Source organism: Streptosporangium sp. NPDC002544 (assembly GCF_040295965.1).
Classification (GTDB): Bacteria; Actinomycetota; Actinomycetes; order Streptosporangiales; family Streptosporangiaceae; genus Streptosporangium.
On the sequence record NZ_JBEOWJ010000020.1, the window covers coordinates 111,254 to 135,517 of the forward strand.

Annotated in this window: 26 protein-coding genes; 10 read left to right on the plus strand and 16 right to left on the minus strand. The window is 70.1% G+C overall.

Annotated features, from left to right (window positions below; all coding sequences use genetic code 11):
- Positions 1-96 precede the first annotated feature (96 nt).
- The 7 genes from ABT061_RS28300 to ABT061_RS28330 form a co-directional block, all read right to left on the minus strand.
- Positions 97-1,728, minus strand: coding sequence for a nickel/cobalt transporter (locus ABT061_RS28300; RefSeq protein WP_350923554.1), 1,632 nt, complete (start codon positions 1,726-1,728; stop codon positions 97-99).
- Positions 1,728-3,020: a tetratricopeptide repeat protein gene (locus ABT061_RS28305; RefSeq protein ID WP_350923555.1), complete on the minus strand. Its 1,293-nt coding sequence runs from the start codon at positions 3,018-3,020 to the stop codon at positions 1,728-1,730. Before ABT061_RS28305 ends, ABT061_RS28300 begins: the two co-directional genes overlap by 1 nt.
- 59 nt (positions 3,021-3,079) lie before the next feature.
- Positions 3,080-4,462: a DUF4331 domain-containing protein gene (locus tag ABT061_RS28310; protein ID WP_350923558.1), complete on the minus strand. Its 1,383-nt coding sequence runs from the start codon at positions 4,460-4,462 to the stop codon at positions 3,080-3,082.
- A gap of 306 nt (positions 4,463-4,768) precedes the next feature.
- The gene (locus ABT061_RS28315; RefSeq protein ID WP_350923560.1) at positions 4,769-5,527 is read right to left on the minus strand and encodes an anti-sigma factor; all 759 of its coding nucleotides are present in this window, start codon (positions 5,525-5,527) and stop codon (positions 4,769-4,771) included.
- On the minus strand, positions 5,524-6,117 hold the full coding sequence (gene sigK / locus ABT061_RS28320; protein ID WP_350923562.1) for an ECF RNA polymerase sigma factor SigK: 594 nt from the start codon (positions 6,115-6,117) through the stop codon (positions 5,524-5,526). Before sigK ends, ABT061_RS28315 begins: the two co-directional genes overlap by 4 nt.
- Before the next feature lie 194 nt (positions 6,118-6,311).
- Complete coding sequence (locus tag ABT061_RS28325; RefSeq protein ID WP_350923565.1) at positions 6,312-7,004, minus strand: Uma2 family endonuclease; 693 nt, start codon at positions 7,002-7,004, stop codon at positions 6,312-6,314.
- Positions 7,005-7,140: 136 nt separating this feature from the next.
- Positions 7,141-7,743, minus strand: a complete 603-nt coding sequence (locus ABT061_RS28330) for a Uma2 family endonuclease (protein ID WP_350923567.1) — start codon at positions 7,741-7,743, stop codon at positions 7,141-7,143.
- 231 nt (positions 7,744-7,974) lie between these two features.
- Between ABT061_RS28330 and ABT061_RS28335 the strand changes: the two genes are divergently transcribed.
- On the plus strand, positions 7,975-8,634 hold the full coding sequence (locus ABT061_RS28335) for an HAD family hydrolase (protein ID WP_350923569.1): 660 nt from the start codon (positions 7,975-7,977) through the stop codon (positions 8,632-8,634).
- 160 nt (positions 8,635-8,794) lie between these two features.
- Here the strand turns inward: ABT061_RS28335 and ABT061_RS28340 are convergent, their stop codons facing one another.
- Both ABT061_RS28340 and ABT061_RS28345 read right to left on the minus strand, forming a co-directional pair.
- Positions 8,795-9,100, minus strand: a complete 306-nt coding sequence (locus ABT061_RS28340) for a DUF5709 domain-containing protein (protein ID WP_350923572.1) — start codon at positions 9,098-9,100, stop codon at positions 8,795-8,797.
- 99 nt (positions 9,101-9,199) lie between these two features.
- The gene (locus ABT061_RS28345) at positions 9,200-9,553 is read right to left on the minus strand and encodes a hypothetical protein (RefSeq protein ID WP_350923574.1); all 354 of its coding nucleotides are present in this window, start codon (positions 9,551-9,553) and stop codon (positions 9,200-9,202) included.
- A 266-nt stretch (positions 9,554-9,819) separates the two neighbouring features.
- On the opposite strand from ABT061_RS28345, the gene ABT061_RS28350 reads away from it, so the two are divergent.
- From ABT061_RS28350 to ABT061_RS28360, 3 genes are read left to right on the plus strand one after another with little or no spacing between them, the layout of a single operon-like run.
- Positions 9,820-10,677 carry a helix-turn-helix domain-containing protein gene (locus ABT061_RS28350; protein ID WP_350923576.1) on the plus strand — a complete coding sequence of 286 codons (858 nt, stop codon included), beginning with the start codon at positions 9,820-9,822 and terminating at the stop codon, positions 10,675-10,677.
- A gap of 2 nt (positions 10,678-10,679) precedes the next feature.
- Positions 10,680-10,925 (plus strand): DUF397 domain-containing protein, encoded by a 246-nt coding sequence (locus ABT061_RS28355; protein WP_350923578.1) that lies wholly within the window; start codon positions 10,680-10,682, stop codon positions 10,923-10,925.
- A 57-nt stretch (positions 10,926-10,982) separates the two neighbouring features.
- Complete coding sequence (locus ABT061_RS28360) at positions 10,983-11,231, plus strand: DUF397 domain-containing protein (RefSeq protein ID WP_350923688.1); 249 nt, start codon at positions 10,983-10,985, stop codon at positions 11,229-11,231.
- Between the two features lie 48 nt (positions 11,232-11,279).
- Here the strand turns inward: ABT061_RS28360 and ABT061_RS28365 are convergent, their stop codons facing one another.
- From ABT061_RS28365 to ABT061_RS28375, 3 genes are all read right to left on the minus strand, one after another.
- A complete protein-coding gene (locus ABT061_RS28365) occupies positions 11,280-11,756 on the minus strand; it encodes an NUDIX domain-containing protein (protein WP_350923579.1) in 477 nt (158 codons plus the stop codon).
- A 107-nt stretch (positions 11,757-11,863) separates the two neighbouring features.
- Positions 11,864-12,409: a GNAT family N-acetyltransferase gene (locus ABT061_RS28370; RefSeq protein WP_350923581.1), complete on the minus strand. Its 546-nt coding sequence runs from the start codon at positions 12,407-12,409 to the stop codon at positions 11,864-11,866.
- Between the two features lie 107 nt (positions 12,410-12,516).
- Positions 12,517-12,780 carry a hypothetical protein gene (locus tag ABT061_RS28375; protein WP_350923583.1) on the minus strand — a complete coding sequence of 88 codons (264 nt, stop codon included), beginning with the start codon at positions 12,778-12,780 and terminating at the stop codon, positions 12,517-12,519.
- Here ABT061_RS28375 and ABT061_RS28380 point away from each other — a divergent pair.
- Positions 12,766-13,467, plus strand: coding sequence for an arylamine N-acetyltransferase family protein (locus tag ABT061_RS28380; protein ID WP_350923585.1), 702 nt, complete (start codon positions 12,766-12,768; stop codon positions 13,465-13,467). The genes ABT061_RS28375 and ABT061_RS28380 overlap by 15 nt on opposite strands.
- Positions 13,468-13,549: 82 nt before the next feature.
- On the opposite strand, the gene ABT061_RS28385 is transcribed toward ABT061_RS28380, so the two are convergent.
- Positions 13,550-13,768, minus strand: coding sequence for a hypothetical protein (locus ABT061_RS28385; RefSeq protein ID WP_350923690.1), 219 nt, complete (start codon positions 13,766-13,768; stop codon positions 13,550-13,552).
- Between the two features lie 218 nt (positions 13,769-13,986).
- Between ABT061_RS28385 and ABT061_RS28390 the strand changes: the two genes are divergently transcribed.
- Positions 13,987-16,086, plus strand: a complete 2,100-nt coding sequence (locus ABT061_RS28390) for a M6 family metalloprotease domain-containing protein (RefSeq protein WP_350923587.1) — start codon at positions 13,987-13,989, stop codon at positions 16,084-16,086.
- Positions 16,087-16,253: 167 nt separating this feature from the next.
- A complete protein-coding gene (locus ABT061_RS28395) occupies positions 16,254-18,818 on the plus strand; it encodes a tetratricopeptide repeat protein (RefSeq protein WP_350923589.1) in 2,565 nt (854 codons plus the stop codon).
- Between the two features lie 41 nt (positions 18,819-18,859).
- On the opposite strand, the gene ABT061_RS28400 is transcribed toward ABT061_RS28395, so the two are convergent.
- Positions 18,860-19,732 (minus strand): hypothetical protein, encoded by an 873-nt coding sequence (locus ABT061_RS28400; protein WP_350923592.1) that lies wholly within the window; start codon positions 19,730-19,732, stop codon positions 18,860-18,862.
- Between the two features lie 160 nt (positions 19,733-19,892).
- Here ABT061_RS28400 and ABT061_RS28405 point away from each other — a divergent pair, with 160 nt between their 5' ends.
- Entirely contained in the window at positions 19,893-20,690 is a 798-nt protein-coding gene (locus ABT061_RS28405) for a tyrosine-protein phosphatase (RefSeq protein WP_350923594.1), read from the plus strand.
- Between the two features lie 88 nt (positions 20,691-20,778).
- Here ABT061_RS28405 and ABT061_RS28410 read toward each other — a convergent pair whose 3' ends face one another.
- Both ABT061_RS28410 and ABT061_RS28415 read right to left on the minus strand, forming a co-directional pair.
- Complete coding sequence (locus ABT061_RS28410; protein ID WP_350923596.1) at positions 20,779-21,825, minus strand: Gfo/Idh/MocA family oxidoreductase; 1,047 nt, start codon at positions 21,823-21,825, stop codon at positions 20,779-20,781.
- Positions 21,818-22,726: a proteasome assembly chaperone family protein gene (locus ABT061_RS28415; protein WP_350923598.1), complete on the minus strand. Its 909-nt coding sequence runs from the start codon at positions 22,724-22,726 to the stop codon at positions 21,818-21,820. Before ABT061_RS28415 ends, ABT061_RS28410 begins: the two co-directional genes overlap by 8 nt.
- Positions 22,727-22,836: 110 nt before the next feature.
- Here ABT061_RS28415 and ABT061_RS28420 point away from each other — a divergent pair, with 110 nt between their 5' ends.
- Together ABT061_RS28420 and ABT061_RS28425 are read left to right on the plus strand one after the other, a co-directional pair.
- Positions 22,837-22,992 (plus strand): hypothetical protein, encoded by a 156-nt coding sequence (locus ABT061_RS28420; protein WP_350923600.1) that lies wholly within the window; start codon positions 22,837-22,839, stop codon positions 22,990-22,992.
- Positions 22,993-23,273: 281 nt separating this feature from the next.
- On the plus strand, positions 23,274-24,263 hold the full coding sequence (locus ABT061_RS28425; RefSeq protein WP_350923603.1) for a 4-epi-cubebol synthase: 990 nt from the start codon (positions 23,274-23,276) through the stop codon (positions 24,261-24,263).
- Position 24,264 lies beyond the last annotated feature (1 nt).

The following is a 24,264-nucleotide window of genomic DNA, read 5'->3' on the forward strand; positions in this document are numbered from 1 at the left end:
GAGAGGAGTGCCCGAAATCGTCGCCCGGGTGGCCTGCGCTCCTGGCGAGCGGCGGTTCACGGTTTGTGGAACCGCCGGACGCGGGGCCGGCTCCTCTCAGGCGGCTCCGGCCAGGCCCCGGATGGCCAGGCCCAGGCCGAGTACGACGACGACGGCGGCGGTGCCGACCGGGGCGAGAGACGACAGGCGGGCAGCCATGCCGTGTCCCCTCGTCGCCATCCGGTCGAGTCGTCCCGCCAGCTTGACCAGGAGCAGGCCGGTGGCGGTCAGGGTGCTCGCCATGCCGATGCCGTAGGCGAACACCAGCGCGATCCCGAACCAGGTGCGGCCAAGCCCGATGGCGCCGAGCAGGACGACGAGCGCGGAAGGGCTGGGCACCAGGCCTCCAGCCACCCCCATCCCCACCAGCCCGCGCCGCGAGCGGGTGGCCTCGGTCTGCGCGGGCCGCTCCCGTTCCAGCACCGCCGTCCGGACGACTCCACGGCCCGGATCGGCGTGGCCGTGCCCGTAGCCGGATCTCTGGTCGTGCCCTTCGGCGGAGGGCACATGCCCGTGCCCGTGCCCGTGCCCGTGCCCGTGCCCGTGCCCGTGTCCGTGCCCGTGGCCGGAGGGCTCGCCGCTGCGGTGGGCGCGCCAGGCCGATCGCAGGAGGCCGGCGCCGATGACGGTGATCAGCAGGCCGCTGGCCAGGCCGAGCCAGCCGAGCACGGACTCTCCGGTGAGGGCGGAGAAGGCGCTCAGCAGCAGGCCGACGACGAGAACACCCAGCGTGTGGGTGGCCGTCACGGTGGCGCCGACGACCAGCGCGTCACGTGGGCGGCCGCTGCGGCCGGCGAGGTAGGCGGCCATGATGGTCTTGCCGTGACCGGGGATGAGCGCGTGGCCGGCGCCGAGGACCGCGGCCAGCGCCACGGAGAGCAGGCCCAGCGGCACGGTCAGCGACGCGGTGCCGATCAGCTTGGTGAACAGGCGGTCCAGCGCGGCCAGTGCGTCTGCGACGGGTCCGCCGGACACCAGCGGTATCGCGGTCGCCGCCGAGCCGGTTCCCGGCGTCACGCCCAGTTTCACCGCCCGCTGGTCCAGTGGGTCGGCCAGCAGGTCGCCGGGGTAGGACCGCAGTTCCCGGCTCACACTCGTGCCGGGCACCGAAGGGCGCACCAGCCGTAGCCCCGCGGCGGACACCGCGGTGATCTCCCGCCAGCCCAGCCGGTCGGCCAGGAAGCCGTCGCTGAATTCGACCGTCCCGCTCCCCTCGGACGTCACCGAGGTCCCGGAGCCGGAGGCCGCGGCGGCGGTGGGTGCCTGGAGCGGTTTCGCGGCGGCGTGCAGGCGGCATGTCAGGCGGCTGGTCTGCAGACCGCCCTGACCGGGCTCGTAGGCGAAGACGGCCTCGGAGAGCTGCCACACCGTCGCGGTCCCGTTCACCGTCAGACGCTGTGCGGTGGCGAGTTCGCCACACCGGGCGGTGCCGTACGCCGACCGTTCGGCGTCCGAGACCGTTCCTGAGCGGTCGGCGTCCACCGCGGGGCGGGCCTGCAGGGTGGGCAGCTCGGCGCTGTCCACGACCGCCAGGTTCTCCACCCGGTCCGGGGTGATCCGCAGGCCGTTGTAGTGGTTGACGGTGAAGTTGCCCAGTGGGTGCGTCACCTCCGCGTTGGAGGGCGCGGCGCCTGCGGCGAGTGTCGCGCACATCGCCAGGCCGCAGGCGGCGGTAGTGACCGCGAGCATCAAGAGAACCTCGCTAGGGCAGGGAGATCGGCGGAGAAGGTGGGGTCGGCGTCGCGGGCTCGGGCGGCGGAGCGCCTGGACTCCTCGGTGCGGCCGAGCGAGCGTTCGATCTCGGCGCGGTGGTGATGGAACAGGGCGTTGCGCCAGCCGGTGGCGGTGGCCTTACGCGCGTACGGCAGGGCCTCCCGGTCACGGCCGTCGCGGTGCAGGGCCCAGGCCAGGGCGTCGGCGGCGACCACGTTGGGGTTGCGGGCGTATTCGGCCTCGGCGTGTTCGACGGCCCGTGCGGGAGAGCCGTGGTCGGCCTCGAACTCGGCCCAGGTCAGGTCGTCCTTGACCCCGGCCGCTTCCATCAGGGTCCGCTGCGCGCGCAGCAGCGCCCACTGCTCGGCGGGATCCCTGCCCGCCGCGACCAGCACCTCGGCGTACTCGATCACGTACTGGGCCAGGGGCAGGCGCCCGACAACGGTGGCGTAGAGGTCGGCGGCCTCAGCCGGCCGGCCGTCGAGCGCGGCCGCTCTGGCCGTTCCGGCCAGAGCGGCGGTGAAGTCGGGGGCGGCCTTCAGCGCGAGGCGGTACTGCTCGGTGGCGCCGCGCGGATCACCGGAGCGCAGGGCCAGCTCGCCCAGGTAGTGACGGCAGTAGGCGATGTCGTCGGGGGAGAAGGCGTCGTCAAGGGCGTGCTCCAGCATGCGGCGTGCCGTCGTGCGATCCCCGCGGAGTTCGGCGTCGTAGGAGGCCCGGGTGAAGGCCGCGACACCGGGGCGCAACTCCATCATCCTGCTGATCGCCCGGGTGGCTTCGTCGTAGCGGCCGAGCTGGGTGTAGGCGTCGGCCAGCACCGCCTGGGCGCCTTGGCCGTAGGGATTGGCGGTCTGTGACAGCTTGGCCAGTCGTACGGCCTCGGTGAAGTCGTGCCGACCGGCGGCGAGCGCTGCCTGGCCGGTCAGCGCGGCGAAATTGCCGGGGCTCAGCGCGGCGGAGCGGGCCAGCGCCTGCTCGGCCTTCGGATAGAAGGACGGGTCGGCGCTCAGGCGTGCCTGCTGGACGTAGGCGGAGCCGAGCCGCGCCCAGGCCTGGTGGTCATCGGGCAGCCGCCGCAGCCGGGCGGTCAGCGCCTGGATCGCGCTCTTGAGGGAGCCGGCCGAGACCGGGATCTCGGCCGACTGCCGGGGCGGTGCGGTGGCGGGCGACGGCGTTCGATCGCCGGGGATCAGGGCCGCCCCCGCGGTCAGTGCCGTCGCCAGGCCCAGCACGCCCACGGCGATCCGTGCTCTTACGGATGTCTTCATGGTGGTTACCCCCAGGGCCGGGTGCGGGACCCGGGCAGGCCGGGTCCCGTACCGTCGGATCAGCTCGCGTTGACCGACGTGTTGCCGGGCAGCGGGATGTAGGGGAACCAGGTGCCGAACGGCTTGTCGTTCCGGTCCACCTTGTCGCCGGCGGCCAGCGCGTCGACGAGCTTGCCGCTCTGGGCGGCGCCGGCCATCGCCTGCAGGGCGATGTCGATCACGTCGTCCCCGAGGCGGCGGCCGTTCGGGAAGCCCTGCAGGTCGCCGGCGAGCACGCCGAGCCGGTTCGGGTTCGCGGCGGGCGCGACGGCCATGTTCAGCCGCAGCATCTCCGCCGGGCGCAACCTGCCCGCGTCCTTGTTGAGACTCTGCGAGTTGAGGTCGGCCTTGATCGGGCCGTTGGCCTTGGCGATGCCGGTCAGGAAGATCTCGACCAGGTCGGCCCGGGGGGTCTTCGGCGCCTTGAGGCCGTAGATGGCCTCAAGGAGCTTGGGCACCTCCGGGTTGGTGACGCGCTTGACGACGGCCGGGACGTCGGCGTCCTTGTGCGGGGGCAGCGCGTTGAAGGCGTCCTTCAGTCCGGCCGGGACCACGACCTCGTTGACCAGTGGCTGGCCCAGCCGGGAGACCTGTACGTAGCCCTGGGGGCTCCACTTGTCCACGGTGGACCAGACGCCGATGACCGGGTTGCGGTCGGCGTCGCCCTTCAGGGCGACCTCGTCCTTGGGCACCTGCAGGGCCAGGCTGTGCACGTTGTAGCCCCCGAGGGTGTCCTGGCCGACCTCGGACAGGTCGCCGCCGTAGAGCAGGTCGAAGACCCGCAGGTCGGCGAAGAACGCCTCGTCGGCCTGGCCGGCGAATGCCTTCCCGCCGCCGGACAGGTTCTTGATCGACTGGGTGCGCAGCGAGGCGTAGTCGGGCATCGAGGCCGGGCCGGTGTTGCTCGGGGCCACCACGCCGTCCTTGACCAGGGTCCGCGTTCCTCGATGGGTGATCTTCTTGAGCGTGTAGCGCTGCCGGAACAGCAGGTTCTTGTCGTTCAGCGAGGTGACGGGGCCGTTGTCGTACAGGAAGGTGCCCGTGCCGCGCCTGTCCTCGTCACGGAACGTCCACTGGTAGACGGTGTCGGGCTGTGCGTCGCCATCACTGTCGATCTTGATGTTGTAGCGTGACCCGGCGTCGAACTGGTAGAAGTTCGGCCCGCCGTTCGGCTCCTCGAACGGGATGAAGTTCGCCATCAGGGTGACGGTGTCGGGCCTGTCCGGGCTGACGAACGCGTACACGTCGGTGTTGTCGTTGCGCGGGTCACCCGCGATCATGGGCGCCTCGCGGTGCGAGGACGCCGCGCCGGTCTCTGCTCTGAGCAGGGCGAGGGAGGAGGCGGTGAGTACTCCCGCGACGCCGATGCCGATCAGGGCGCGCCGACTGATTCGGAGCTCCATGTTTCGTTGGTCCTTTCGGCCGCCGGTCACGCCTGTGACCGGCACATGAGGGCTGGGGGAGGCATCCGGTCGGGTCCTTCTCCCCTGCGCCGTATTCGTCGCCGGACCGCCCTCGGATTGGTCGATTTTCTCGGGCCGTGGACCATCTCTGTTTTCGCTGGTTGAGGCACTTGTATGCCACTGGTTCGGCGTACTGGCCCACGCCGCGCTGTCGACGATGCGAACGGTGGCGTTGTGGGCTGAGCCGACAACACGACCACCCCGCCAGGGCGGTCGGCGGGGTGGTCGTAAGGGGGGCTGCCGTGCTCAGGCGGCGGGCAGGTCGACCAGGAGCAGGGGCCGGGTGGTGGGCTGGGTCGAGCCGCCTTCGGGCTCGATGGTGACGCCGAGCTGGGTGGTGGCGGCGAAGGGGGTGGTGACGACGAGCGGGGTACGGCCGGAGTCGTCGGGGCGTATCAGCCCGGCCGAGTGGATGCCCGTGGGGCCGATCTGCCAGAGCTGGTAGGTACGGCTGTCGGGCAGGGCGGCCAACCCGCTGGCCAGGAACACCATTTCTCCCTCGGCGCGGGAGAACACCACGGTGGCGGTGCCGCCCCGCTGCGCGGTCGCGGTGAGGGTACGGGCATCAGGCGCGGCCAGGACGGCGGAGATCCGCCGGTCGCGCTGCTGGATCTGCTCCAGCTGATCCTGGGCGCGGACGGCGAACAGGCCCAGCGAAACGGCGGCGGCCAGTCCGGCCGCGGCCAGTCCGACGGCCAGGCGGGGCCACCACGGGGCCTTCCTCCTCCTCGCATCGGGTGCGTACGCGATGAGGGAGGGCGGCAGCTGACGGACCTGATCTATCTGGGTCATCACCCGCTCGCGCAGTCCCGGCGGCGGGTCGGTGGCCGTGGCATGGCCGAGCCTGGCGGCGGTCTCGGCCATGCCACGCACCTCTCGCGCGCACTCGGCGCAGCGGCCGAGGTGCTCCTCGAAGCGCAGCCGGTCGGCAGGGTCGTCGATGGCGTCCAGGGCGTAGGCGCCGGCCAGGGCGTGCGGGTCGTGACCGCTCTCGATGCTGTTCATCGTTCCACCCCCAGGCAGTCGCGTATGCGGATCAGCCCGTCACGCATCCGGGTCTTCACCGTGGCCAGCGGCACCTTCAGCAGCTCGGCGACTTCACGATAGGAATATCCACCGTAGTAGGCGAAAGTGACGGATTGGCGTTGCAGCTCGGTGAGCCCGTCAAGGCAGCGGCGCAGCCGTTCGCGTTCCAGGCGGGCCCCCACCGACTCGGCGACCTCGTCGAAAGGACGATGCACCTCCAGCCTGGCCACCCGGTCCTCGCGGTCGACGGCGCTCTGGACGGCGCGGACGCGATCGACGGCGCGGCGGTGGGCGATCGTCATGACCCAGGCCATCGCCGAGCCGCGGGCGCGTTCGTAGCGAGCGGCGCTGCGCCACACCTCGACGAGGACCTCCTGGGCGACCTCCTCGCTCTGCGCGGGGTCGCGCAGCACGCGCAGGACCAGCCCGTAGACGGGGCCGGCGACCAGGTCGTAGATCCGTTCAAAGGCGGCGCGATCTCCTCGCGCCACGTGTTCGAGCAGGTCTTCCAGCCCGCTCTGGAGGGAATGGCGGTCCTGCCTCGGCCTCAGCGCCCATCTAGACCTCATGCCGCCCTCCCCGCCATGAGCAAAGCACGTTTCGCCGCTTCTTTGAAGCGGAACGGCACGTGGATCGATCGGCGTCCCATGCGGTGCCACCGGCACATCGGACGGGAGCGAGACGTGTTCACCGGCTGGTGGCCCCATCGTGCCGTATCCCGGTGCCGACGCCTCGCTGGGTGGGGCAGGCCGAGTCGGTGTCGTTACAGGAAGATCGAGGTGTCCAGGTCGAAGTCGACGGGGGAGGGGATCCGGAGCGGCTTGCCCATCTCGGTGTGCGTCATGGTCCGGTAGCTGCCGTCCTCGGGATCGCTGAGGACGGTCACCGCGGGCGGTGAGGCGACGGGGTCGACGATCAGCATGATCGGGATGCCGCAGCCCGCGTAGATCCGGGGCTTCGTGGCGCGGTCCATCTCCATGGAGCCGGGCGAGACGATCTCCGCCACCAGGATCAGCCCCGAGGAGAGGATCTCCCGATCGCCCCAGAGCGGAGCGTCCACGGGGACCAGGCAGTAATCGGGGACGATGGTGTCTCGTGGACCTTCGACGCAGATGTCGACATCACCGGAGAAGCTCTCCCAGTCGTTCTTGTCCTCCACCGGGATCAGGGCTCTGCTGAGGCATCTTGCTATACGCGCGTGCCGGGGGGTCGCGGAAGAACTCACGATCAGGTTCCCGTCGATGACTTCGGCCCGTAGGCCACGGATAGGGGGAAGGGACTCGAAGATCTCCCTCGGGGTGCGAGGTAGTGGACGGTCCTCAGGTGCGGCGGGCTGAGCGGGCGGCTGGGGCGCGGTGCGCGGTGCGGATCGCTGAGACGCTGTCATCACCATCGGCCTGTATCCCTTCGTGTCCGAAAATGCACTCTCAGTGTTCCATGGGATGTCGTCGGTCATGAGAGAAATGCGCGGCGACCATGGATCGGCTGTGGGCTGCGGCACGGCCGGGAGTGATGCCGGTGTCGCGGGACCTCGCTGACCTTCCGCCACCGAAATGCGGGCCGATGTTTCGGTCTTCAGGTGGGGAAGGACGTCAAAGGAAGATCGAGGTGTCCAGGTCGAAGTCGACGGGGGAGGGGATCCGGAGGGGTTTGCCCAGCTGGACGCGTGTGACGGTCCGGTAGGCGCCGTCCTCGGGATCGCTGAGAATCGTTGCCGTCCCAGGGGTGGCGATCGGGTCGATGAGCAGCATGATCGGCACCCCGCCCGTGGCGTAGATGCGGGGTTTGTCGTCGCGGTCGGTTCGGGCGCTCCCCGGGGAGACGACCTCGGTGACCATGATCAAACCGGAGGAGCGCAGCTCCAAGGCACCCCAACGCGGGCAGTCCGCAGGGGCGATGACGAAGTCGGGGATGAGGCTGTCTCGGGGGCCGTCGATGCAGATGTTCACTCCGCCCACGTGTGCGCGCCAGTCGCGCTCCATGACGACCGGCTGCAACGCGTAGGAGAGGAGCGTCGCGCTCCAGCTGTGCTCGGGGGTGCCCACGGGGCTCACGATCAGACTCCCGTCGATGACTTCGGCGCGGAAGCCGGGGGTGGGGGGCAGCGCTTCGAGAAGATCTCGCGCCGTGCGAGCGGGCGGCGGATCCTTCGGGGAAACATGGTGTGAGGGACGTCCCCGTGTCGTTGTCGCCATCGACTTATCCCCCTCCGTGTTCGAGCAAGCACCCTAAGTGTCGCACGGACTCTCTTTGGATCCTGGACACATGCCCTCCGGTTATGGATCAGCTTGGCGGGGCGTTGGCGGAGGGGCGGGTGGTGCCGGTGTTCGGGCGCGTTCGTGTGAGGGGGCTCGCTCTGGAGTGGTCCCCGGGTGTCCGTTTTGCCGGGGCGGGCTACGATCGGACGGGCTTGGGAAGGGGGCGGCGTGGTCAAGGCGCTGGTGTTCGATGTGGGTGAGACGCTGATCGACGAGACGCGGATCTGGTCGCGCTGGGCCGACCGGCTCGGCGTCACCCGGTTCACCATGCTCGGCGTGCTGGGCGGCATGGCCGCGCTCGACCGGTCGTTCGAGGACGCGTTCCGGCTGCTACGGCCCGGGTTCGACGTCGAGGCCGAGCAGGAGGCGTGGAAGCGGGACGACCCCGCCGGGCTCCGGGTGAACTTCGACGCCGACGACCTCTATCCGGACGTACGGCCCGGCCTGGCCGCGTTACGCGGGCTCGGATACGAGCTGATCATCGCGGGCAACCAGCCGCCGCAGGCATATGACGCGCTGGCCGCGATGGATCTGCCCGTCGACGCGATCCACACCTCCGACGGCTGGGGGGTGTCCAAGCCCGATCCGGGCTTCTTCGCGAAGGTCGTCGCGGTGTCGGGGCGCGAGGCCGGCGAGATTCTCTACGTGGGCGACCGGCTCGACAACGACGTCCGGCCCGCCCGTGCGGCCGGAATGTGGACCGCCCTGATCCGCCGGGGCCCGTGGGGTCACCTGCACGCCGCCCGCCCCGAGGCGGCCGAGGCCGACCACGTCATCGACGACTTCCCCGGCCTCGTCGCGGCACTGGGAGGCAGGGCCGCCGGTTGATCGCGGACCGCTCGCGGAGTAGGGGGCGGGGTCGTGCACATCAGGCCATGTGCCTACGCGGAATCGGCTACCCGGTCGTGGATACTTCGCGGAGCCAGGCACATGGCTTCGACGGCGTCCTCGGTGAGGACACCGCGAAGGACCTCCCTAACGAGCCGGATCAGTCGGGTTCGATGTGGATGGCGCGTTCCTCGGCTGACAGGTCTCCGCTGTCGGGGCCGACGTCCCGGGCGTACTCCTCGGATGTCTCGTCCGGGCCGAGGCCCTCATCCGGCGCCACCAGGCGGTCCTCCTCGCGTGGGGGCCGCCGTTCGTGGTTCGGGGCCTCACGCCAGAGACGTTCGTCAAGCGTGTCCTGATGTCCGGGATCGTCCGGAAGGATCTCGTGGTGAAGGCCGAGGTCATCGGTCCACTCCTCGACTTCGACCGCCTGCTCGTCGCTTAGACCTTTACGGTCCGGGGGCATTTGACTCATATTGCGGCCCTACCCGTTTTACGCCCGAAAACCCACAGGTCAGAGCATGGCTCGGCGGCCGCCGAGCCATGCCGTGCCAGGCGGGTACGGTCACCCGTCGCCGAGCCAGACGAGGTCGGAGCCGAGCCGGTACGCCGCGCTCCGCGCGCTCGTCCACCGGCCGAATCCCCGGGGTGTGCCGACGGTGGCCGCGTCGCCGCCCGGCAGGGCCAGCCCGTAGGCCACCAACCGCGCCATGATCTCCTCTCCCTCTCCCTCTCCCTCGGCCTCCCGGACCAGCGCGAACACGCGGGGCAGTCCCCCGGCCAGCGCCCGAACCTCCTCCCTGCCGAGAGTCGAATCGGACTGCCAGGACAAACCGCCTCCGCCTCCTCCGGTCTCGCCGCGCCACGAGACCATGCCGTGGTAAACAGTCGGGTAGTCGGAACCGTCGAAGTGCTCCATCTCGGGTGCTTCCTTCCGGCATCGGGGCCGGGGCGGGCGTGGCCTCCAAGCGAAGCCCGCCCCGGTCTCCTTCTCTTTCCTGGTGTTCGTACGACCACGGGCTCTCCGGTTGACCGGTAGCTGCCGAACCGTGCACTTATTGTGACTGTCTCCTTACTCTGGGTATAGTTGCATGCACGACACGTGCTCCACAAGTTGTCCAACTTGATTGTTTGAGCTGGCATCCGGTTTGCGTGGATCTGCTCAGAAAGTCAGAAAGGGGGAGCATGGCTGCTCCAAAGTGGGTCACGTTGCGTTCTCAGTGGCTTGGCCAGCAACTCCGAGAGTTGCGCGAGGCCAACGATCTGCTCCTCAAGGACGTGGCCGAGTATCTGCAGCGCGATCCGGGCACCGTCAGCCGCTTCGAGTCCGGTGGCTATCCCATCCGGCGCCCGGACCTGCTGGCCCTCCTCGACCTGTACGGCGTGGCCGACGGCAGGCGACGCGAGAGCTTGATGAAGCTCAGCCAGGAGGTCTGGCAGAAGGGCTGGTGGGACGGGTACGCCAACGAGGTCGTTGGCTGGCTTATCGACTATGTGTGGTTGGAGTCGCGGGCCCAGGAGATCCGTACGTTCGACAACACTTTGCTGCCAGGTCTGTTCCAGACCGAGGATTATGCGCGTGCGGTGATCGCAGCCGCCGATTTTGATGTTGAGGCCGGGCAGAGATCGCGCTGGCTCGAACTTCGCATGGCTCGCCAGGGGATTCTCCAGGGTGATGCTCCGCCGCGACTGTCGGCGATCATCGACGAGGCGGTACTACGCAGAGAGGTCGGCGGTTCGCAATGCCTGGCCGCTCAGCTCCGTCGTCTGGCTGAGTACGCCGCTCGGCCGAACATCGAGATTCGAGTGTTGCCGTTCAGCGCCGGAGCACACGCCAGTCCGACCGGCGCGTTTCGGATCCTGACGATAGAGAAGCCATTTCCCGAGGTTGCTTATGCGGATACCCCGAAGGGCGCAATTTACGTGGAATCGCCTGATACCGAGCGCTTGGTGCAGGCGTACGATGAGTTGCAAAAGCTCTCGCTCGGGCCTGAGGAGTCCGTAAAGGTCATTTCCAAACTGTCAGAGGAGCGGTCGCGGTGAACATGATGGAAAGACGTGGGATGCCCAGCTCGGAGGAGTTGGACCAGGTGGCCTGGCGCATCAGCACGAAGAGCGAGAACGGCGGCGGAAACTGCGTGGAGGCCGGGCCGTTGGCTGATGGTAGTGGGCGGGTGGCGGTGCGGCACAGTCATCGGCCTGATGGTGAGGTGATCGTCTATACCCGCGCGGAGTGGGAGGCGTTCGTCGGTGGTGTCAAGGACGGGGAATTCGACTTCGCCGGCACTTGATTCTCTGGCGCAAACCGTACATATTCCCCGACGGCAGAATGAGGTGCGGTGAACGCGATGCAGGAGCACAGTAAGCCCAGCTCCGGTGAACTGGCCGGTGTGGCCTGGCGCATCAGCACGAAGAGCGACAACGGCGGCGGAAGTTGCGTGGAGGCCGGGCCGTTGGCCGATGGTAGTGGGCGGGTGGCGGTGCGGCACAGTCATCGGCCTGATGGTGAGGTGATCGTCTATACCCGCGCCGAGTGGGAGGCGTTCGTCGGCGGCGTCAAGGACGGGGAATTCGACTTCTCCGGCACCTCGGGCTGAGGCGAGGGGCCTGAACGTGATGACGGCCCGTCAGGTCCGGCCCGTCGGTCATTCGTCCGACAGGTAGACGGCACGCCCTTCGCGCCGGGCGAGGCGGGCGGTGTGCAGGCGGGTGGCGGCGTTCTCCCCAAGGAGGGTGGCGGCGGTGTGCCACGGGAGGAACGCCACCTCGTCAAGCTCCTCGACCTCCGGGCTGATCTGGCCGGGATCGCTCAGCACGCCGCCGTCGAACACGAAGTGGATCAGCGAGCGGGGGCGTTCCCCCGACGGGGGACTCCAATGGACCACGAGGAGTTCACCCACCTCGACGGGCACGCCGAGCTCCTCGGTCACCTCGCGCCTCGCGCACGCGTGGGGCGCCTCGCCCTCTTCCACGACTCCACCGGGGAAATCCCAGGTCGGCCGGTAATTGGGCTTGACCAGCAGCACCCGGTCCTCGGGGTCGGTGATCAGCAGGCAGGCGCAGGTGAACACGGTGGGCAGGGTGGCGTACCAGGTGACGGGGTCGAGGTAGGGCTTGCTCACCCTTCCCACGCTACCGCCGCGAGCCGTCCGTCCCGGGCAAGGCCCGCCGAGCCGTCACCGGTCGTCCGCATCCGGACAGGCGGCTCTCCCCGTGGACGGGCTCTCGCTCAGCCGAGCTTCTTGACCAGCACCTCGAACTCCAGGTCGTCCCTGGTCGGCAGGCCGAAGCTCTCGTCGCCGTAGGGGAACGGGGCCGTCTCGCCGGTGCGGACGTAGCCCCGGCGCACGTACCAGGCCAGCAGTTCCTCGCGGACCGAGATCACCGTCATGCGCATCTCGTCCACCCCCCACTCGTCGCGGGCGAGACGCTCGGCCTCGGCGAGGACCGCCTTACCGAGGCCGCTGCCCTGCAGCGTGGGGCGTACCGCGAACATCCCGAAGTACGCGTGTCCGCCCTGGTGCTCCACCTGGCAGCAGGCGATGATCTCGCCCTCCGACTCCGCGACCAGCATGCGGCCGTCCGGGTTTTCCACCGCGGCGGTCACGCCCCGGGCATCGGTCCGCTGCCCGCCCAGCAGATGCGCCTCGCTCGTCCAACCGGCCAGGCTCGCCTCTCCCCGGTACGCGGACTCGACCAGGGAGACCAGGGTGGGGATGTCCGTGACGGTGGCGGCACGGAAGGTCGCTCGCGCGGTCCGCGAAGGGCTGTTCATGCGTGCGGGGTCCTCTTCAGCAATCGGTGGATCATGCGGATGCCGGGACATCCGGTGCCGTGAGCCAAATCTAGCGGGACGGTTCTCCCCGGCCTACCGCCGCCGTATCAGTGCAGCGTGACGAAGTCGACGCCGTACCCCCAAAGCCCGACACCGGACTGAGTGACGGCCTCTGCCGTCCAGTCGCGGCTCTCCAGCTGCCGGAGCAGGCGTTCGCCGGTGGCGGGATCCGACGGGTACCGGACGTGCTCGGCGGGTGGTTTGCTTGCTCCATGGACGAGGTGCAGATCACTAAATATCTGGATAGATTGGGCGTGTCCCGGCTCGCGGAGCCGGATGCTCGGAGCCTGCGGGCCTTGCAGTTCGCGCACCTGAGGACGGTGCCGTTCGAGAACCTGAGCATCCATCTCGGCGAGCCGATCTCGCTCGACTCCGACGCGCTGTTCGACAAGATCGTCAACCGCCGTCGCGGCGGTTTCTGTTACGAGCTGAACGGGTTGTTCGCCGAGTTGCTGACCGCGCTCGGCTACCGGGTGACGCTGCTGGCCGCCCGGGTCTTCGGCGGCGGCGCGCCGGGGCCGCTCTTCGACCACCTGGCACTCCGCGTCGATCTCGACGAGCCGTGGCTGGTCGACGTCGGGTTCGGCGACTTCTCCGACGAGCCGCTGCGGCTCCACGAGCGCGCGGAGCAGAAGGACGGCGGGGGCGTGTTCCGGATCGCGCCCGCCCCCGGCGACCACGGTGACCACGGCGACCTCGACATCACGCACAATGGCGACCCGGGTTACCGGCTGACCGCCCGGCCCTACGAGCTGGCGGACTTCGTCCCGACCTGCTGGTGGCAGGCGACCTCCCCGCAGTCGCACTTCACCAGGTCACCTGTCTGCTCGATGCGCACGGCCCGGGGCCGGACCACGCTCAGGGACCGCAAACTGATCCACAGCGTGGACGGCGAGCGCACCGAACGCGTCCTGGACGAGACCGAACTCCTCCCCGCCTACCTCGACTCCTTCGGGATCGCCCTCGACCGGGTCCCCTCCGCTACTCCGCCGTCATAGCTGCCCTGGCCAGGTTGAACCTGGCTGAGCTTCTGCCCACGGAATGACCTGGAGTGCGGTTCTCCACCGGGATACGGCCCGGTCAGGCCGTGGTGAGGGAGCGGTCGCGGTTGACGAGGGCGGCGTAGGGGCCGCCGGCGGCGAGGAGATCGTCGTGGCTGCCGCGTTCGACGATGCGGCCCCGGTCGAGGACCACGATCTGGTCGGCGTCGCGGATCGTCGACAGGCGGTGGGCGATCGTGATGGTGGTCCGGCCGCACGGGGATCGTCGGTCAGGCGAGTTTTTCGTGCCGTTCGACACTTCTGGTCTGTTCGGTCATGGAACTCTTTTCCGAAGTTTGCTCGAACAAGAGGTCACTGTGCTGGTCAGACCCCTCCTCGGGCAGTTGATCCGCCGGGGAGCGCACCCGGTGGGGACAGGGGCGGCCCGAGCTCGAACGCGCCGCCGCCGGTCGCTCATCAACTTTCCTGACAGCGGATTGTTGATCTATCCGAAAGTGATCTATAACGTCATTTAGCGTGACTCGTCCCCCCAAGTTGCTTAAAGTACTGATCGCCGCAGTTGTGCTGATCCCTATCGGCCTCGCCTCCCTGCCCGCCTCCGCCGACCCCGCCCCGGACCCGGAGCACCCCTGGCGCCTGGAACACTGGCCCCAGACCCAGCCCTGGCAGCAGGACGCCCCCGAGGCCTCGGCCGCGCGGCGCGCCGAGCCCGTCACCCCGGCACCGATCGACCCGCAGAACTGGAAGAACCCGGACCACATGACGTGGGCCGACTACCGCAAACCCCCCGGCACCAACTGGGCCGACCCCGCGGTCAAGGGTTCCAAGCGCACCTTCCGCGGCGCGCTCGTCCTGGCCGACTATCCCAACCAGCCGTTCGTGGTCACCCAGCCCAAGGGCTCGACGGTCTTCAGGAACCCCAGCGCCGAGGCCCACGACATTCCCCGCGACCAGGTCGCCGGCTTCTACCGGGACTTCCTCAACACCCCCAACGACCTCAACCGGGGCCACACCATCCACGAGTACTGGATGGAGGACTCCGGGGGGCGTTACGGCGTGGAGCTGACCGCGTTCGGCCCCTACCAGATGCCGGGCAAGTCACACGAGTACGCCATGGAGTTCCAGGGAGGCACCGCCTGCCCGGCCGGTGACGCCTGCAACCGCAACATCAGGACCGACGCGCGGGCGGCGTGGATCGGCGACGTCGGCCAGGAGGTTCCGGCGGGCTTCGACTTCGTCTTCTACCTGAGCGCGGGACAGGATGAGTCGGCCACCTGGCAGGAGTTCGGCCCGATCAAGTTCCCCACCAAGGAGGCGGTGACCGACGACTTCGGCCCGCCCGACCCGGCCCTGCCCAACTGGGCCAGAACCCGCTACGTGGAGTGGACCTCCTGGGCCTCGGCCGCCTCCATCTGGCCCAACGCCGGGGGCGGGTCCTCCACCCAGGCGGAGAGCTCGGGGCAGGGCGTCTACGCCCACGAGCTCAGCCACATTCTCGGCATCGGCGACAACTACAACAACCCGTTCGGGGTACCGCCGCGCCGGGCGTACACCGGGATCTGGGAGATGCTCAGCCGGGGCAGCTTCAACGGCCCGGGTGGCCCGCACAGCCGCTGGCTGATCCCGCCCACCTCGGGCGGCTCCATGGGAGCCCAGCACATGCTCCGCAACAAGATCAAGCTTGAGATGGTGGACGAGAACAACGTGCTGCGCCTGTCCCGTGAGGCGCTAGCCGAGTCCGGGGTCGTCGTGGCGGAGGTGACCGCCCGGGTGATCCAGCCGGGACCGGCCGGTCTGTCCGGGGTCAACATCGCCTTCGGTGACGGCGACCGCAGCCCGGCCTGCGACGTGCGCACCGACCCGTTCTGCGACGGCGGCGGATACCACAACTACACGCTCGAGGTCGTGGACAGGATGGGCGCCGACTCCTTCACGCCCGACTCGGGTGTGCTGCTGGCCAAGACCAAGAACGCCGACCAGGCGCCCTTCGAGTGGGTGATCGACGCCAACCCGCAGGACATCGGCATGACCGACTACGTCCTGCCGGACGGCACCGCCGTGCCCATCACGATCGGCGACTACCGCCAGTTGTCGGACGCCCTGTTCCACGCGGGCACCGGCTCGGGCTCCGAGTTCGAGTACGTGGACGAGGCCAACCGGCTCCACTTCTACGTCCTGGATCTCAAGCGCGACCGCAAGGGCGTGCTCTCCTACACGGTGGCGATCCGCTCACTGGACGGCGCCGGCCCGAACAAGCGCGGGGTGAAGGTGCTCCCGTCCGTCGGCCTCCCGTCCGGCGACGGCTTTTCCACCTGCCGCTTCCCGCTGTTCAACACCGGCAGGGCCGCCCAGGCCGCCGGGCAGCACCCCGAGGATGTGAGCGCCTATCTCAAGAGTGACGTCTACCGGCTGTCGGCGAAGGTCGAGGGCCGAGGCTGGACCGCCTCGCTGCCCAACGAGCTCGCGACCGCGGGCTCGGGCAAGAGCACGCTGGTCGCCGTCAACGCCCTGCGGGCGGCGGGCGGCAACCACGTCGCGAAGGTGACCCTGACCGCCACCTCGGAGAGCGATCCCACCAAGACCGCCAAGGCGACCTGTCAGGTGCTGGGGCGCTGAGGCCCGGACCGTGTCACCCCCGGCGGGGGTGACACGGAAGGTGTTCGGAGTGAGGGCGCGCGGGGCGTTCCTCGTGGAGAATGGAGCTGATCGTCCGGTGGCCGGGTCACCCGGCCACCGGACGGTCATTCGCAGGGCGTGTCGTGCTCTTCCTACGAGGGGTGTGAATGGCCGGGCCGTCGAACGTGCCTGATCGGCGTGGCTCCAGACCGCCGAGACGCCGGATCCCGCTGGCGGCGCCCGCGGTGGCGGGGATCGCCGCGGCCGTGGCCAGCGTCCTGGCGACCTCGCTGGACGTGTGGGAGCTGCCCACCGAGGCCAAGATCGGCGCCACCGCGGTCGCCGGTCTCCTGGTCGGACTGCTCACCTGGGCGACGACCGGCAGGCAGGCCGAGGAACCGAGCACGGCCGCCACGGTGCCGTGGCGCCCGCCGGACCAGTGGCCGCCGGTCTCCGCACACTTCACCGGCCGTACCGAGTCGCTGGCCGAGCTGCGTGAGGTCTTCGCCGCGCGCCGCCGCTCCAGGGACCACGCGGAGAACGCCTCGCCGCTGGTCGTCTCGGTGTACGGCAGGGGCGGGGTGGGCAAGTCCGTGCTCACCGCCAGGTTCGGCCACGAGATCGCCGGAAGCTTTCCCGACGGCCGCCTCTACGCGGACCTGCGCGGTGAGGTGGAGGCTCCGGTCGGTCCGGAGGAGGTGCTGATCGGCTTCCTGCGCGCGCTCGGCGTCCGGCTCACCACCGACCCCGGAGGTCTCGCCGAGCTCCGCGCGCTCTGGCTGACCTGGACCAAGGGCAGGCGCATCCTCATCTGCCTGGACAACGCCCGGGACGGCGACCAGGTCAAGGACCTGATCCCGGCCGAGCCGGGGTGCGCGGTCCTGATCACCTCCAGGCAGCCGCTGTTCCTGCTCAACACCTACGACAAGCGGCTGTCGGTGTTCAGCGAGGCGCAGGGCGTCGAGCTGCTGGCCCGGCTGGCCGGGGACGACCGGGTCGCCGCCGACCTGGAGTCGGCCCAGGAGATCGTACGGATGTGCGACCATCTGCCGCTGGCCATCAGCATCTGCGGCGGACGCCTGGCCACCCGGGAGAACTGGACGCTGCGCCGGCTCGCCGACCGGCTGCGGGACGAGCGCCGCCGCCTGGACCAGCTTGAGATCGCCCGCAGGCTGGACAAGAGCGTGCGGGCCTCCCTCCAGCTGAGCTACGACGACTGCACCGGCCTGCAGCGCCGCCTGCTGCGCCTGCTCAGCCTGCTGAGCGCTCCCGACGTGCCCGGCTGGGTGGCGGGGGAGCTGCTCGCCACCTCGGAACCCGAGGGCGCCGACCAGCTGGAGGCGCTCATCGACGCCCAGCTCGCCGAGTGCTCGGGTACCGACTTCTCCGGGACGATGCGCTACCGGCTGCACGACCTCGTCCGGATCTTCGCCCGTGAGCTGGCGTTCTCCGACGACGACGAGAGTCACCGCCGGGCCGCCATCGAGCGGGTCCTGTCCGGCTACCGCCGCCGCGCGGAGACGGCGGCCGTGGCCCGCTGGCCACAGGACTGGGGGCGCAGGGTCAGGCCCGCCGGGCCGGAAGCGGCGACGCGGGCCCAGGTCTCGGCGGCCGACTGGCTCAACGCCGAGCGGCTGACCCTGGTCGCCGTGATCGGCCAGGCCAGGAGCATGCAGATGTGGGAGCTGGCCTGGGGGCTCGGCCGGGCCTTCTGCTCGCTCTGCCACTCGTTGCGGGCCTACTGGTCCGACTGGCGGGCGGTCGCCGAGATCCTGTGCGAGGCCGCGGAGCGGATGGACGACCGGCGGGCACTGGGCATCGCGCTGCTGGACCGGGCGGCGGTGGCGGGCGGCCAGGGCGGCCACCACAGCGCCGCGGCGGACGCCGAACGGGCTCTGGAGATCTTCACCGACCTCGGCGAGTCCTGGTGGGCGGCGCGGGCGATGCGCACGGTCGGCATGACCCTGTTCAACAACGGCAACCTGGACCGGGGACAGGGCTACCTGATCGGCGCGGTCACCGCCTTCAAGGGCGAGGAGGACCGCTGGTGGACGGCCAGGACCCGGCGCAACCTCGCGGAGCTCAGGCTCGCCCAGCGCAGGCCCGAGGAGGCGCGCGAACTGCTGGAGGAGGCCCTGGAGGTGTTCGAGCGCGACCGCAACCGCTACTCGGAGGCGCAGACGCTGCGCGCCTACGGGGAGGTGCTCGGTGTGACGGCCAGGGGATCGCACGCCGCCGGTGACAGCCGCGCCGCCGAGGAGGCATTCGCCAGGGCCGGTTTCAGCCTGGACCGGGCGGCCGAGATGTTCCGGCTCCGCGGCGAGCTGTGGGAGGAGGCCAGGTGCCTGCGCGCGGCAGGGGAGGTCGGCAACCCGGCCAACGCGCTCCGCGAGCTCACCTACGTGCGCCGGGCCACCGAGATGCTGACCGCGCTCGGCGACTCGTGGGGCGTCGCCAGGGCCGAGCTGTCGGCGGGACGCGCCCACGGGCGGCTCGGCCGCACGCGAGAGGCACAGGAGTCGCTGCTGCGGGCGGTGCGCGACTTCGAGGAGCTGGGTGACCGCTGGTGGATGGCCAGGAGCCTGCGCCACCTGGGGGAGGCGTATCTGGAGGCGGGTGAGCGGCAGGCCGCGGTGGACGCCCTGCGCCAGGCCCAGGACATCTACCGCAGCCTCGGCAACCAGGCGGGGATGGGCCGCACCCTGGAACTCCTGCGCCGTGCGGAGGGCTGAGCGTCCCCCTTCACGCCTGGCCGAGAGTGCGGCCAGAGGCCTCAGGGGTCGGCGGTCGTCAGCAGGTGCCTGGCGGCGCCGCGGGCCTCGTCGATGCTCTTGTGGAACAACTCCCTGATCTGCCGGGCCTGCTCGGTCAGGCGTTCCAGGTCGGGGACGGCCAGCGCGTCCTCCGCCGTCTCGGCGACCAGTGCCTCGTACTGCGGGGTCCGTTCGGCGAGCACCTGAAGCTGCCGGTGGGCGAGGTAGAGGCCGTCGGCCTTGCGGACCTGCCTGGCGTACTCCTCCAGCGTGCGGATCCGCCTGGTCAGCGAGCTCTCGGCGGCCTTCAGCGCCCCGACATAGGGGGTGAACGCCTCGGCCACCTCCGGTGGGGGCGCGTCCGGTACGAGGCGGCGGTGCTCGGCCCTCAGTTTCGACAACCGCACCAGTTTCGTGGCGATCTGCCAGGTCTGCGCGGGCAGCGTCACCGCGTTGTCGATCGTGTCGAGCAGCCCTGCCCGGTTGATCTGGGAGTCGAGCACCGTCTTGGTGGCGTCCTGCGCGCGGCGGAGCAGGTCGCCGCAGTCGGCGTCGAGGTCCTCGGGCAGGACGAACCGGTCGCCGTGCTCCACGGCCAGCCGGACGCGCCGCCGCTCGCGCAGGCTCCGGGGGTCGTCGCTCAGGCTGCGCAGCACGGCGACGAAGATCAGGATGAGGGCGGCAAGTAAGCCGCCCGCAATACTCAGCACCGCCATGAGCAGCAGGAGCCCGGCGATCGCGAACGCCTTGACGAGATCGGGGCTCCTGGCTTCGGGGATGTGTCCCAGCCTGGCCGCGCGCAGCGCCTGCGGGCCGGCGCGCAGGACCGAGGAGATCGATTCGGGCAGAGCCGGATCGATCAGCAGATGCGGGGTGCGTCTCCTCGGATCCACGTGATCTCCTTGCGTCCGGACACAGGCGGGCACCTTCACTCTTCCTCATGGAGAAAAATGCGGTGCATTTACGGACGCGGTACATGGACATCGGCAATTACGGAAATAGGTCCTATGTGTTAACTGGCCATACGTAAAGGGGCGTATAAACTTGGCGGCGATGAACGACTTCACGCGTTGGATTGATCTTGAAGGTGCCGTCAACGTACGCGACCTCGGCGGGCTCGCCACGGTGGACGGCGGGACCACACGCTTCGGCCGCATCTACCGGGCCGACAACCTGCAGGGGCTGACCGAGCGGGACATTCAGCTGCTCGTCGCCGACCTGAAACTCCGCAACGTCGTCGACCTGCGCTCGGGTCCCGAGGTGCGCCTGGAGGGGCCGGGGCCGCTCACCGCGGTGCCGGAGGTGAGCATCCACCACCTCACCCTGTTCGCCGAGGGCGGCAGGTACACCGATGTCGAGGCCGACACCATCGAGGGCGACCGGGTGCTGCCCTGGACGGCGCGGGACGAGGAGGACCTCGCCGAGTTGCGGGTGACCGGCTACTACTACGCCTACCTCCGCGACCGTCCCGACTCGGTCCTGGCGGCCCTGCGCGCCATGGCCCGCGACGACGGCGCGGCCCTCGTGCACTGCGCGGCGGGCAAGGACCGCACCGGTGTCGTCAGCGCCCTCGCGCTGGAGGTCGCCGGTGCCACCCGTGAGGCGATCGTCGCCGACTACATCGCCACGGGTGACCGCCTGGAGGGCATCCTGGCCCGGCTGCGTTCCAGCGCCACCTACCGCGACGACCTCGACAACCGCCCGGCCGACGACCACCGGCCGAGGCCCGAGTACATCGAGCAGTTCCTGCACGTCCTGGACAACCGTTTCGGCGGCCCGCTCGAATGGCTCGGCTCGCACGGCTGGAGCGAGAGCGACTCCGGTCTCCTCCGCGCCCGCCTGCGCGACTGAGGACCCTTGTCAGGTCGCACGACCGGCCCGCGCCTCCAGTACGGAGGCGCGGCATCCGGATGTTGAGCGGTGGCGCGTCGTCAGGTCGTCAGAGGGTGACGACCCGGCGCTCGGCGGCCGAGCGCCGGGCCGCCTCCAGCACCGTGAGAGCCTCGACGACCTCCTCGGGGTCGACCGGTGGTGGAGCGCCCTGGCGCAGAGTGGCGGCCACGGCCCGGTAGAACCCGGCGTAGGCGCCGGGTTCGGTGGGGACGACGCGGTTGTCGTCGTCGGTGCCGAGGGTGCCCCACCGCTCCGGAGGCTCCGTACCGAAGCCGGGAGAGGCGGGGGTGAGACCGGCGCGCAACTGCTCCTCCTGCACGTCCAGCCCGTACTTCAGGTAGCCCGCCCGCGAGCCGAGCACCCGGAAGCGGGGGCCGAGCCGGGGGGCGACCGCGCCGGCCCACAGGTGGGAACGGGCCCCGCTCGAGTGGGAGAGGGCGATGAAGGTGTCGTCGTCGGCGTTCACCCCCGGGCGCCGCACGTCCGACTCGGCGTAGACGTCGACGACCGGGCCGAGCAGGCGCAGAACCTGGTCGACCAGGTGGCTGCCGAGGTCGTAGAGCAGCCCGGCGACCTCGTCGGTGCCGCCCGTCTCACGCCAGCCGCCCTTCGGTACCGGCCGCCAGCGCTCGAAGCGCGACTCCAGCCGGGTGATCTCGCCGAGCTCGCCCGCCGAGACCAGCCGCCCGAGTGTCAGGAAGTCGCCGTCCCAGCGCCGGTTCTGGAACACGGTCAGCATCAGGCCGCTCGCACGAGCCAGCTCCACCAGGCCGCGCGCCTGTCCGGCGGTCGCGGCCAGCGGCTTGTCCACCACGACCGGTAGGCCGGCCTTCAGGGCGGCCTCCGCCAGCGGAACGTGGGTGCGGTTGGGGGAGGCGATCACGACCAGGTCGACCGGGTCGGCGCCGTCCCACAGGGCGGCGGCGTCGCCGACCACCCGCGCGCCGTACTTCCCCGAGGCCTCGGCGGCCCGGCCGGGATCACCGGTGACCACCGCGGACAGCCGCATGCCGGGGGTCGCGGTGATCAGCGGGGCATGGAAGAACGCCCCCGCCACCCCGTACCCGACGAGGCCGACGCGCAGCTCAGTCACCGCGATGCTCGTCGCGTTCGGCCAGGAACGCCTCGAACTGGGCGGCGAGCTCGTCGCCGGTCGGCATCTCCGTGGACTCGGCCATCAGGCTCTCGCGCTCGGAGCCCGCGGCGAACGCGTCGTACTGCTGTTCCAGGCCGGTGATGGCGGTGGACAGTTCCTGGGAGGCCTCGATCTGCTCGGCGATCTCGGCGTCGGTCTTCCCGGCGGCCTCGCGCAGGCCGTCCAGCGGGAACACCAGCCCGGTGTTCTTGGTGACCGCCTCCAGCGCGGTCACCGCGGCCGAGGGGTATTCGGCCTGCGCCAGGTAGTGCGGAACGTGCACGGCGTAGCCGAGGGCGTCGTGCCCCTTGGCGCCGAGCCGGAACTCGATCAGCGCGGTCGCGCTGCCGGGCACCTGGACCTTGCCGAAGGCACTGGTCTGACCGGCGACGAGCTCGGGCCGGCTGGCGTGTCCGGTGACGCCCAGCGGGCGGGTGTGCGGGACGGCCATCGGGATGCCGTGGAAGGTCACCAGCCTGCCGACACCCAGCCGGGTGACCAGCGTTTCGACGGCAGAGGTGAACAGCTCCCACTCGCGGTCCGGTTCGGGGCCGCTGAGCAGCAGGAACGGTGTGTCCGTGCTGTCCTGGACGAGGCGCAGCGTGATCTCGGGGCTCTCCACGGACACCCAGCGGTCACTGTCGAAGGTCATGGTGGGCCGCCGGGAGCGGTAGTCGAGCAGGCGGTCCACGTCAAAGGTCGCCACGACCCGGTGCTCCAGCTCGTCGAGCAGATGGGTGATGGCGAGCCGTCCGGCGCCACCGGCGTCCACGAACCCGTCGAAGTGGTAGAGCAGCACCGGATCGGTCAGCTCAGGGACGTCTCCGCTGAGCCGGTAGAGATCCGTCGGGTCGAACACCGTTTTCCAGCCTTTCGTCGATCGTCTCTTCAGCTCAACCCACGGGGGGTCCGCTGAATTCCGGATGCCCTCGGCGGTCACAGGCACCCTATCGGGGCACAATGGGTCACATGCAGCCTGACCCTGAGCGTGGGGGGTTCGCAACCCGTCTGTTCGACCTGGCGAGAGCCGGTGAGACGGAGACGCTCCGTGCCTATGGCGAGGCCGGGGTTCCAGCCGGCCTCACCGACGACAAGGGTGACACGCTGCCGAGGCTCGCCGCCTGACACGGCCACGCCGAAACGGTCCGGGCACTCGCCTCGCTGGGCGCCGACCCGGGCAGGGCCGACGACCGGGGACGGACGCCGCCGGCGGGTGCGGTCTTCGAGAGGGCGCTCCTGCCGGCCGATACCGACCCGGATGCCGGAACTCCCTCGGCGACGGACGCGGCCCGGACGTTCGGCCAGGATGAATACCGGAAATGGTCCGGGCATTAACCTGAAAATTGCGATATCCAGGTGTTTACCGATGTATAGGAAAACTATCGCCCTTCGGCCATCCTGGAGGAGTGGGAACTACTACTACGCGTAGGTCAGGCCTACCGCTTCGCGTCCCCCCGTTACCCTGCCCCTTTCCCAGCGAGGTCAGCCCCCATGTCGAAAGGGTCAACGCCGAGACCCTCGACTGGCTGGTGGACACCGGCATCCTGGATGATGCCGAGACCGTGGAGCGCTATCGGCGGGCGAAGTACGGCTGGCTGGGGGCCCGTACGTACCCCTACGCCGAGCACCACACGCTCCGCCTGGTGACCGACTGGTGCGTGTGGCTGTTCGCCTTCGACGACGCCTTCTGCGAGTCGGGCCGCGGCGCAGGTGAGATAACCCGCGCCCTGCCCCGGCTGTTCACCGTCCTCGACGACCTGGAGGCCGGGCAGGAGGTCGACGAGGTCTTCGCCAGGACGCTCCTGGAGATCAAGGGCCGGATCGCCAGGTACGGAGACGACGACCAGCTCGACCGCTGGCGCTCCGTTACCAAGGACTACCTCTTCGCCCAGGTGTGGGAGGCCGCCAACTGCGAGGCCGACGTGGTTCCGCAGGTGGACGACTACCTCTTCATGCGGCGGCGCACCGGCGCCATGCTCACGGTCTTCGCCCTCATCGACGTCGCGAGCGGACGGGCCCTCACCCCCGAGGAGTGGCGCCACCCCGACGTCAAGGCGATCACCGAGAGCGCCAACGACGTCGTGGTCTGGGACAACGACCTCATCTCCTACGCCAAGGAGAGCGAGGGCGTCAACTCCCGCAACAACCTGGTGAGCGTGCTCGCCAGGCACCGGGGCTACTCCCGGCAGCAGGCGATGGAGGCGATCGGCGCCATGCGCAACCAGGCCATCGCCGACATGGTGGCGCTGCGCCCCTCCCTTGAGGCGCTCGGCTCCGAGGCGGTGCTCGCCTACGTGCGCGGCCTGGAGTTCTGGATCAGCGGCAGCGTCGACTACTCGCTGACCAGCTCCCGCTACACGACGGCCTGGCAGCAGGGGGGAGAGTCCGCCGGGTGAC

What these genes read in the sequence shown, in the direction of transcription:
- ABT061_RS28345 (WP_350923574.1), bottom strand. Translation starts at nt 9,553, where the DNA reads ATGGAGCACTTCGACGGTTCCGACTACCCGACTGTTTACCACGGCATG.
- ABT061_RS28360 (WP_350923688.1), top strand. Translation starts at nt 10,983, where the DNA reads ATGCAGGAGCACAGTAAGCCCAGCTCCGGTGAACTGGCCGGTGTGGCC.
- ABT061_RS28310 (WP_350923558.1), bottom strand. Translation starts at nt 4,462, where the DNA reads ATGGAGCTCCGAATCAGTCGGCGCGCCCTGATCGGCATCGGCGTCGCG.
- ABT061_RS28405 (WP_350923594.1), top strand. Translation starts at nt 19,893, where the DNA reads ATGAACGACTTCACGCGTTGGATTGATCTTGAAGGTGCCGTCAACGTA.
- ABT061_RS28355 (WP_350923578.1), top strand. Translation starts at nt 10,680, where the DNA reads ATGATGGAAAGACGTGGGATGCCCAGCTCGGAGGAGTTGGACCAGGTG.
- ABT061_RS28315 (WP_350923560.1), bottom strand. Translation starts at nt 5,527, where the DNA reads ATGAACAGCATCGAGAGCGGTCACGACCCGCACGCCCTGGCCGGCGCC.
- ABT061_RS28350 (WP_350923576.1), top strand. Translation starts at nt 9,820, where the DNA reads ATGGCTGCTCCAAAGTGGGTCACGTTGCGTTCTCAGTGGCTTGGCCAG.
- ABT061_RS28340 (WP_350923572.1), bottom strand. Translation starts at nt 9,100, where the DNA reads ATGCCCCCGGACCGTAAAGGTCTAAGCGACGAGCAGGCGGTCGAAGTC.
- ABT061_RS28420 (WP_350923600.1), top strand. Translation starts at nt 22,837, where the DNA reads ATGCAGCCTGACCCTGAGCGTGGGGGGTTCGCAACCCGTCTGTTCGAC.
- ABT061_RS28395 (WP_350923589.1), top strand. Translation starts at nt 16,254, where the DNA reads ATGGCCGGGCCGTCGAACGTGCCTGATCGGCGTGGCTCCAGACCGCCG.
- ABT061_RS28300 (WP_350923554.1), bottom strand. Translation starts at nt 1,728, where the DNA reads ATGCTCGCGGTCACTACCGCCGCCTGCGGCCTGGCGATGTGCGCGACA.
- ABT061_RS28305 (WP_350923555.1), bottom strand. Translation starts at nt 3,020, where the DNA reads ATGAAGACATCCGTAAGAGCACGGATCGCCGTGGGCGTGCTGGGCCTG.
- ABT061_RS28325 (WP_350923565.1), bottom strand. Translation starts at nt 7,004, where the DNA reads ATGACCGACGACATCCCATGGAACACTGAGAGTGCATTTTCGGACACG.
- sigK (WP_350923562.1), bottom strand. Translation starts at nt 6,117, where the DNA reads ATGAGGTCTAGATGGGCGCTGAGGCCGAGGCAGGACCGCCATTCCCTC.
- ABT061_RS28370 (WP_350923581.1), bottom strand. Translation starts at nt 12,409, where the DNA reads ATGAACAGCCCTTCGCGGACCGCGCGAGCGACCTTCCGTGCCGCCACC.
- ABT061_RS28330 (WP_350923567.1), bottom strand. Translation starts at nt 7,743, where the DNA reads ATGGCGACAACGACACGGGGACGTCCCTCACACCATGTTTCCCCGAAG.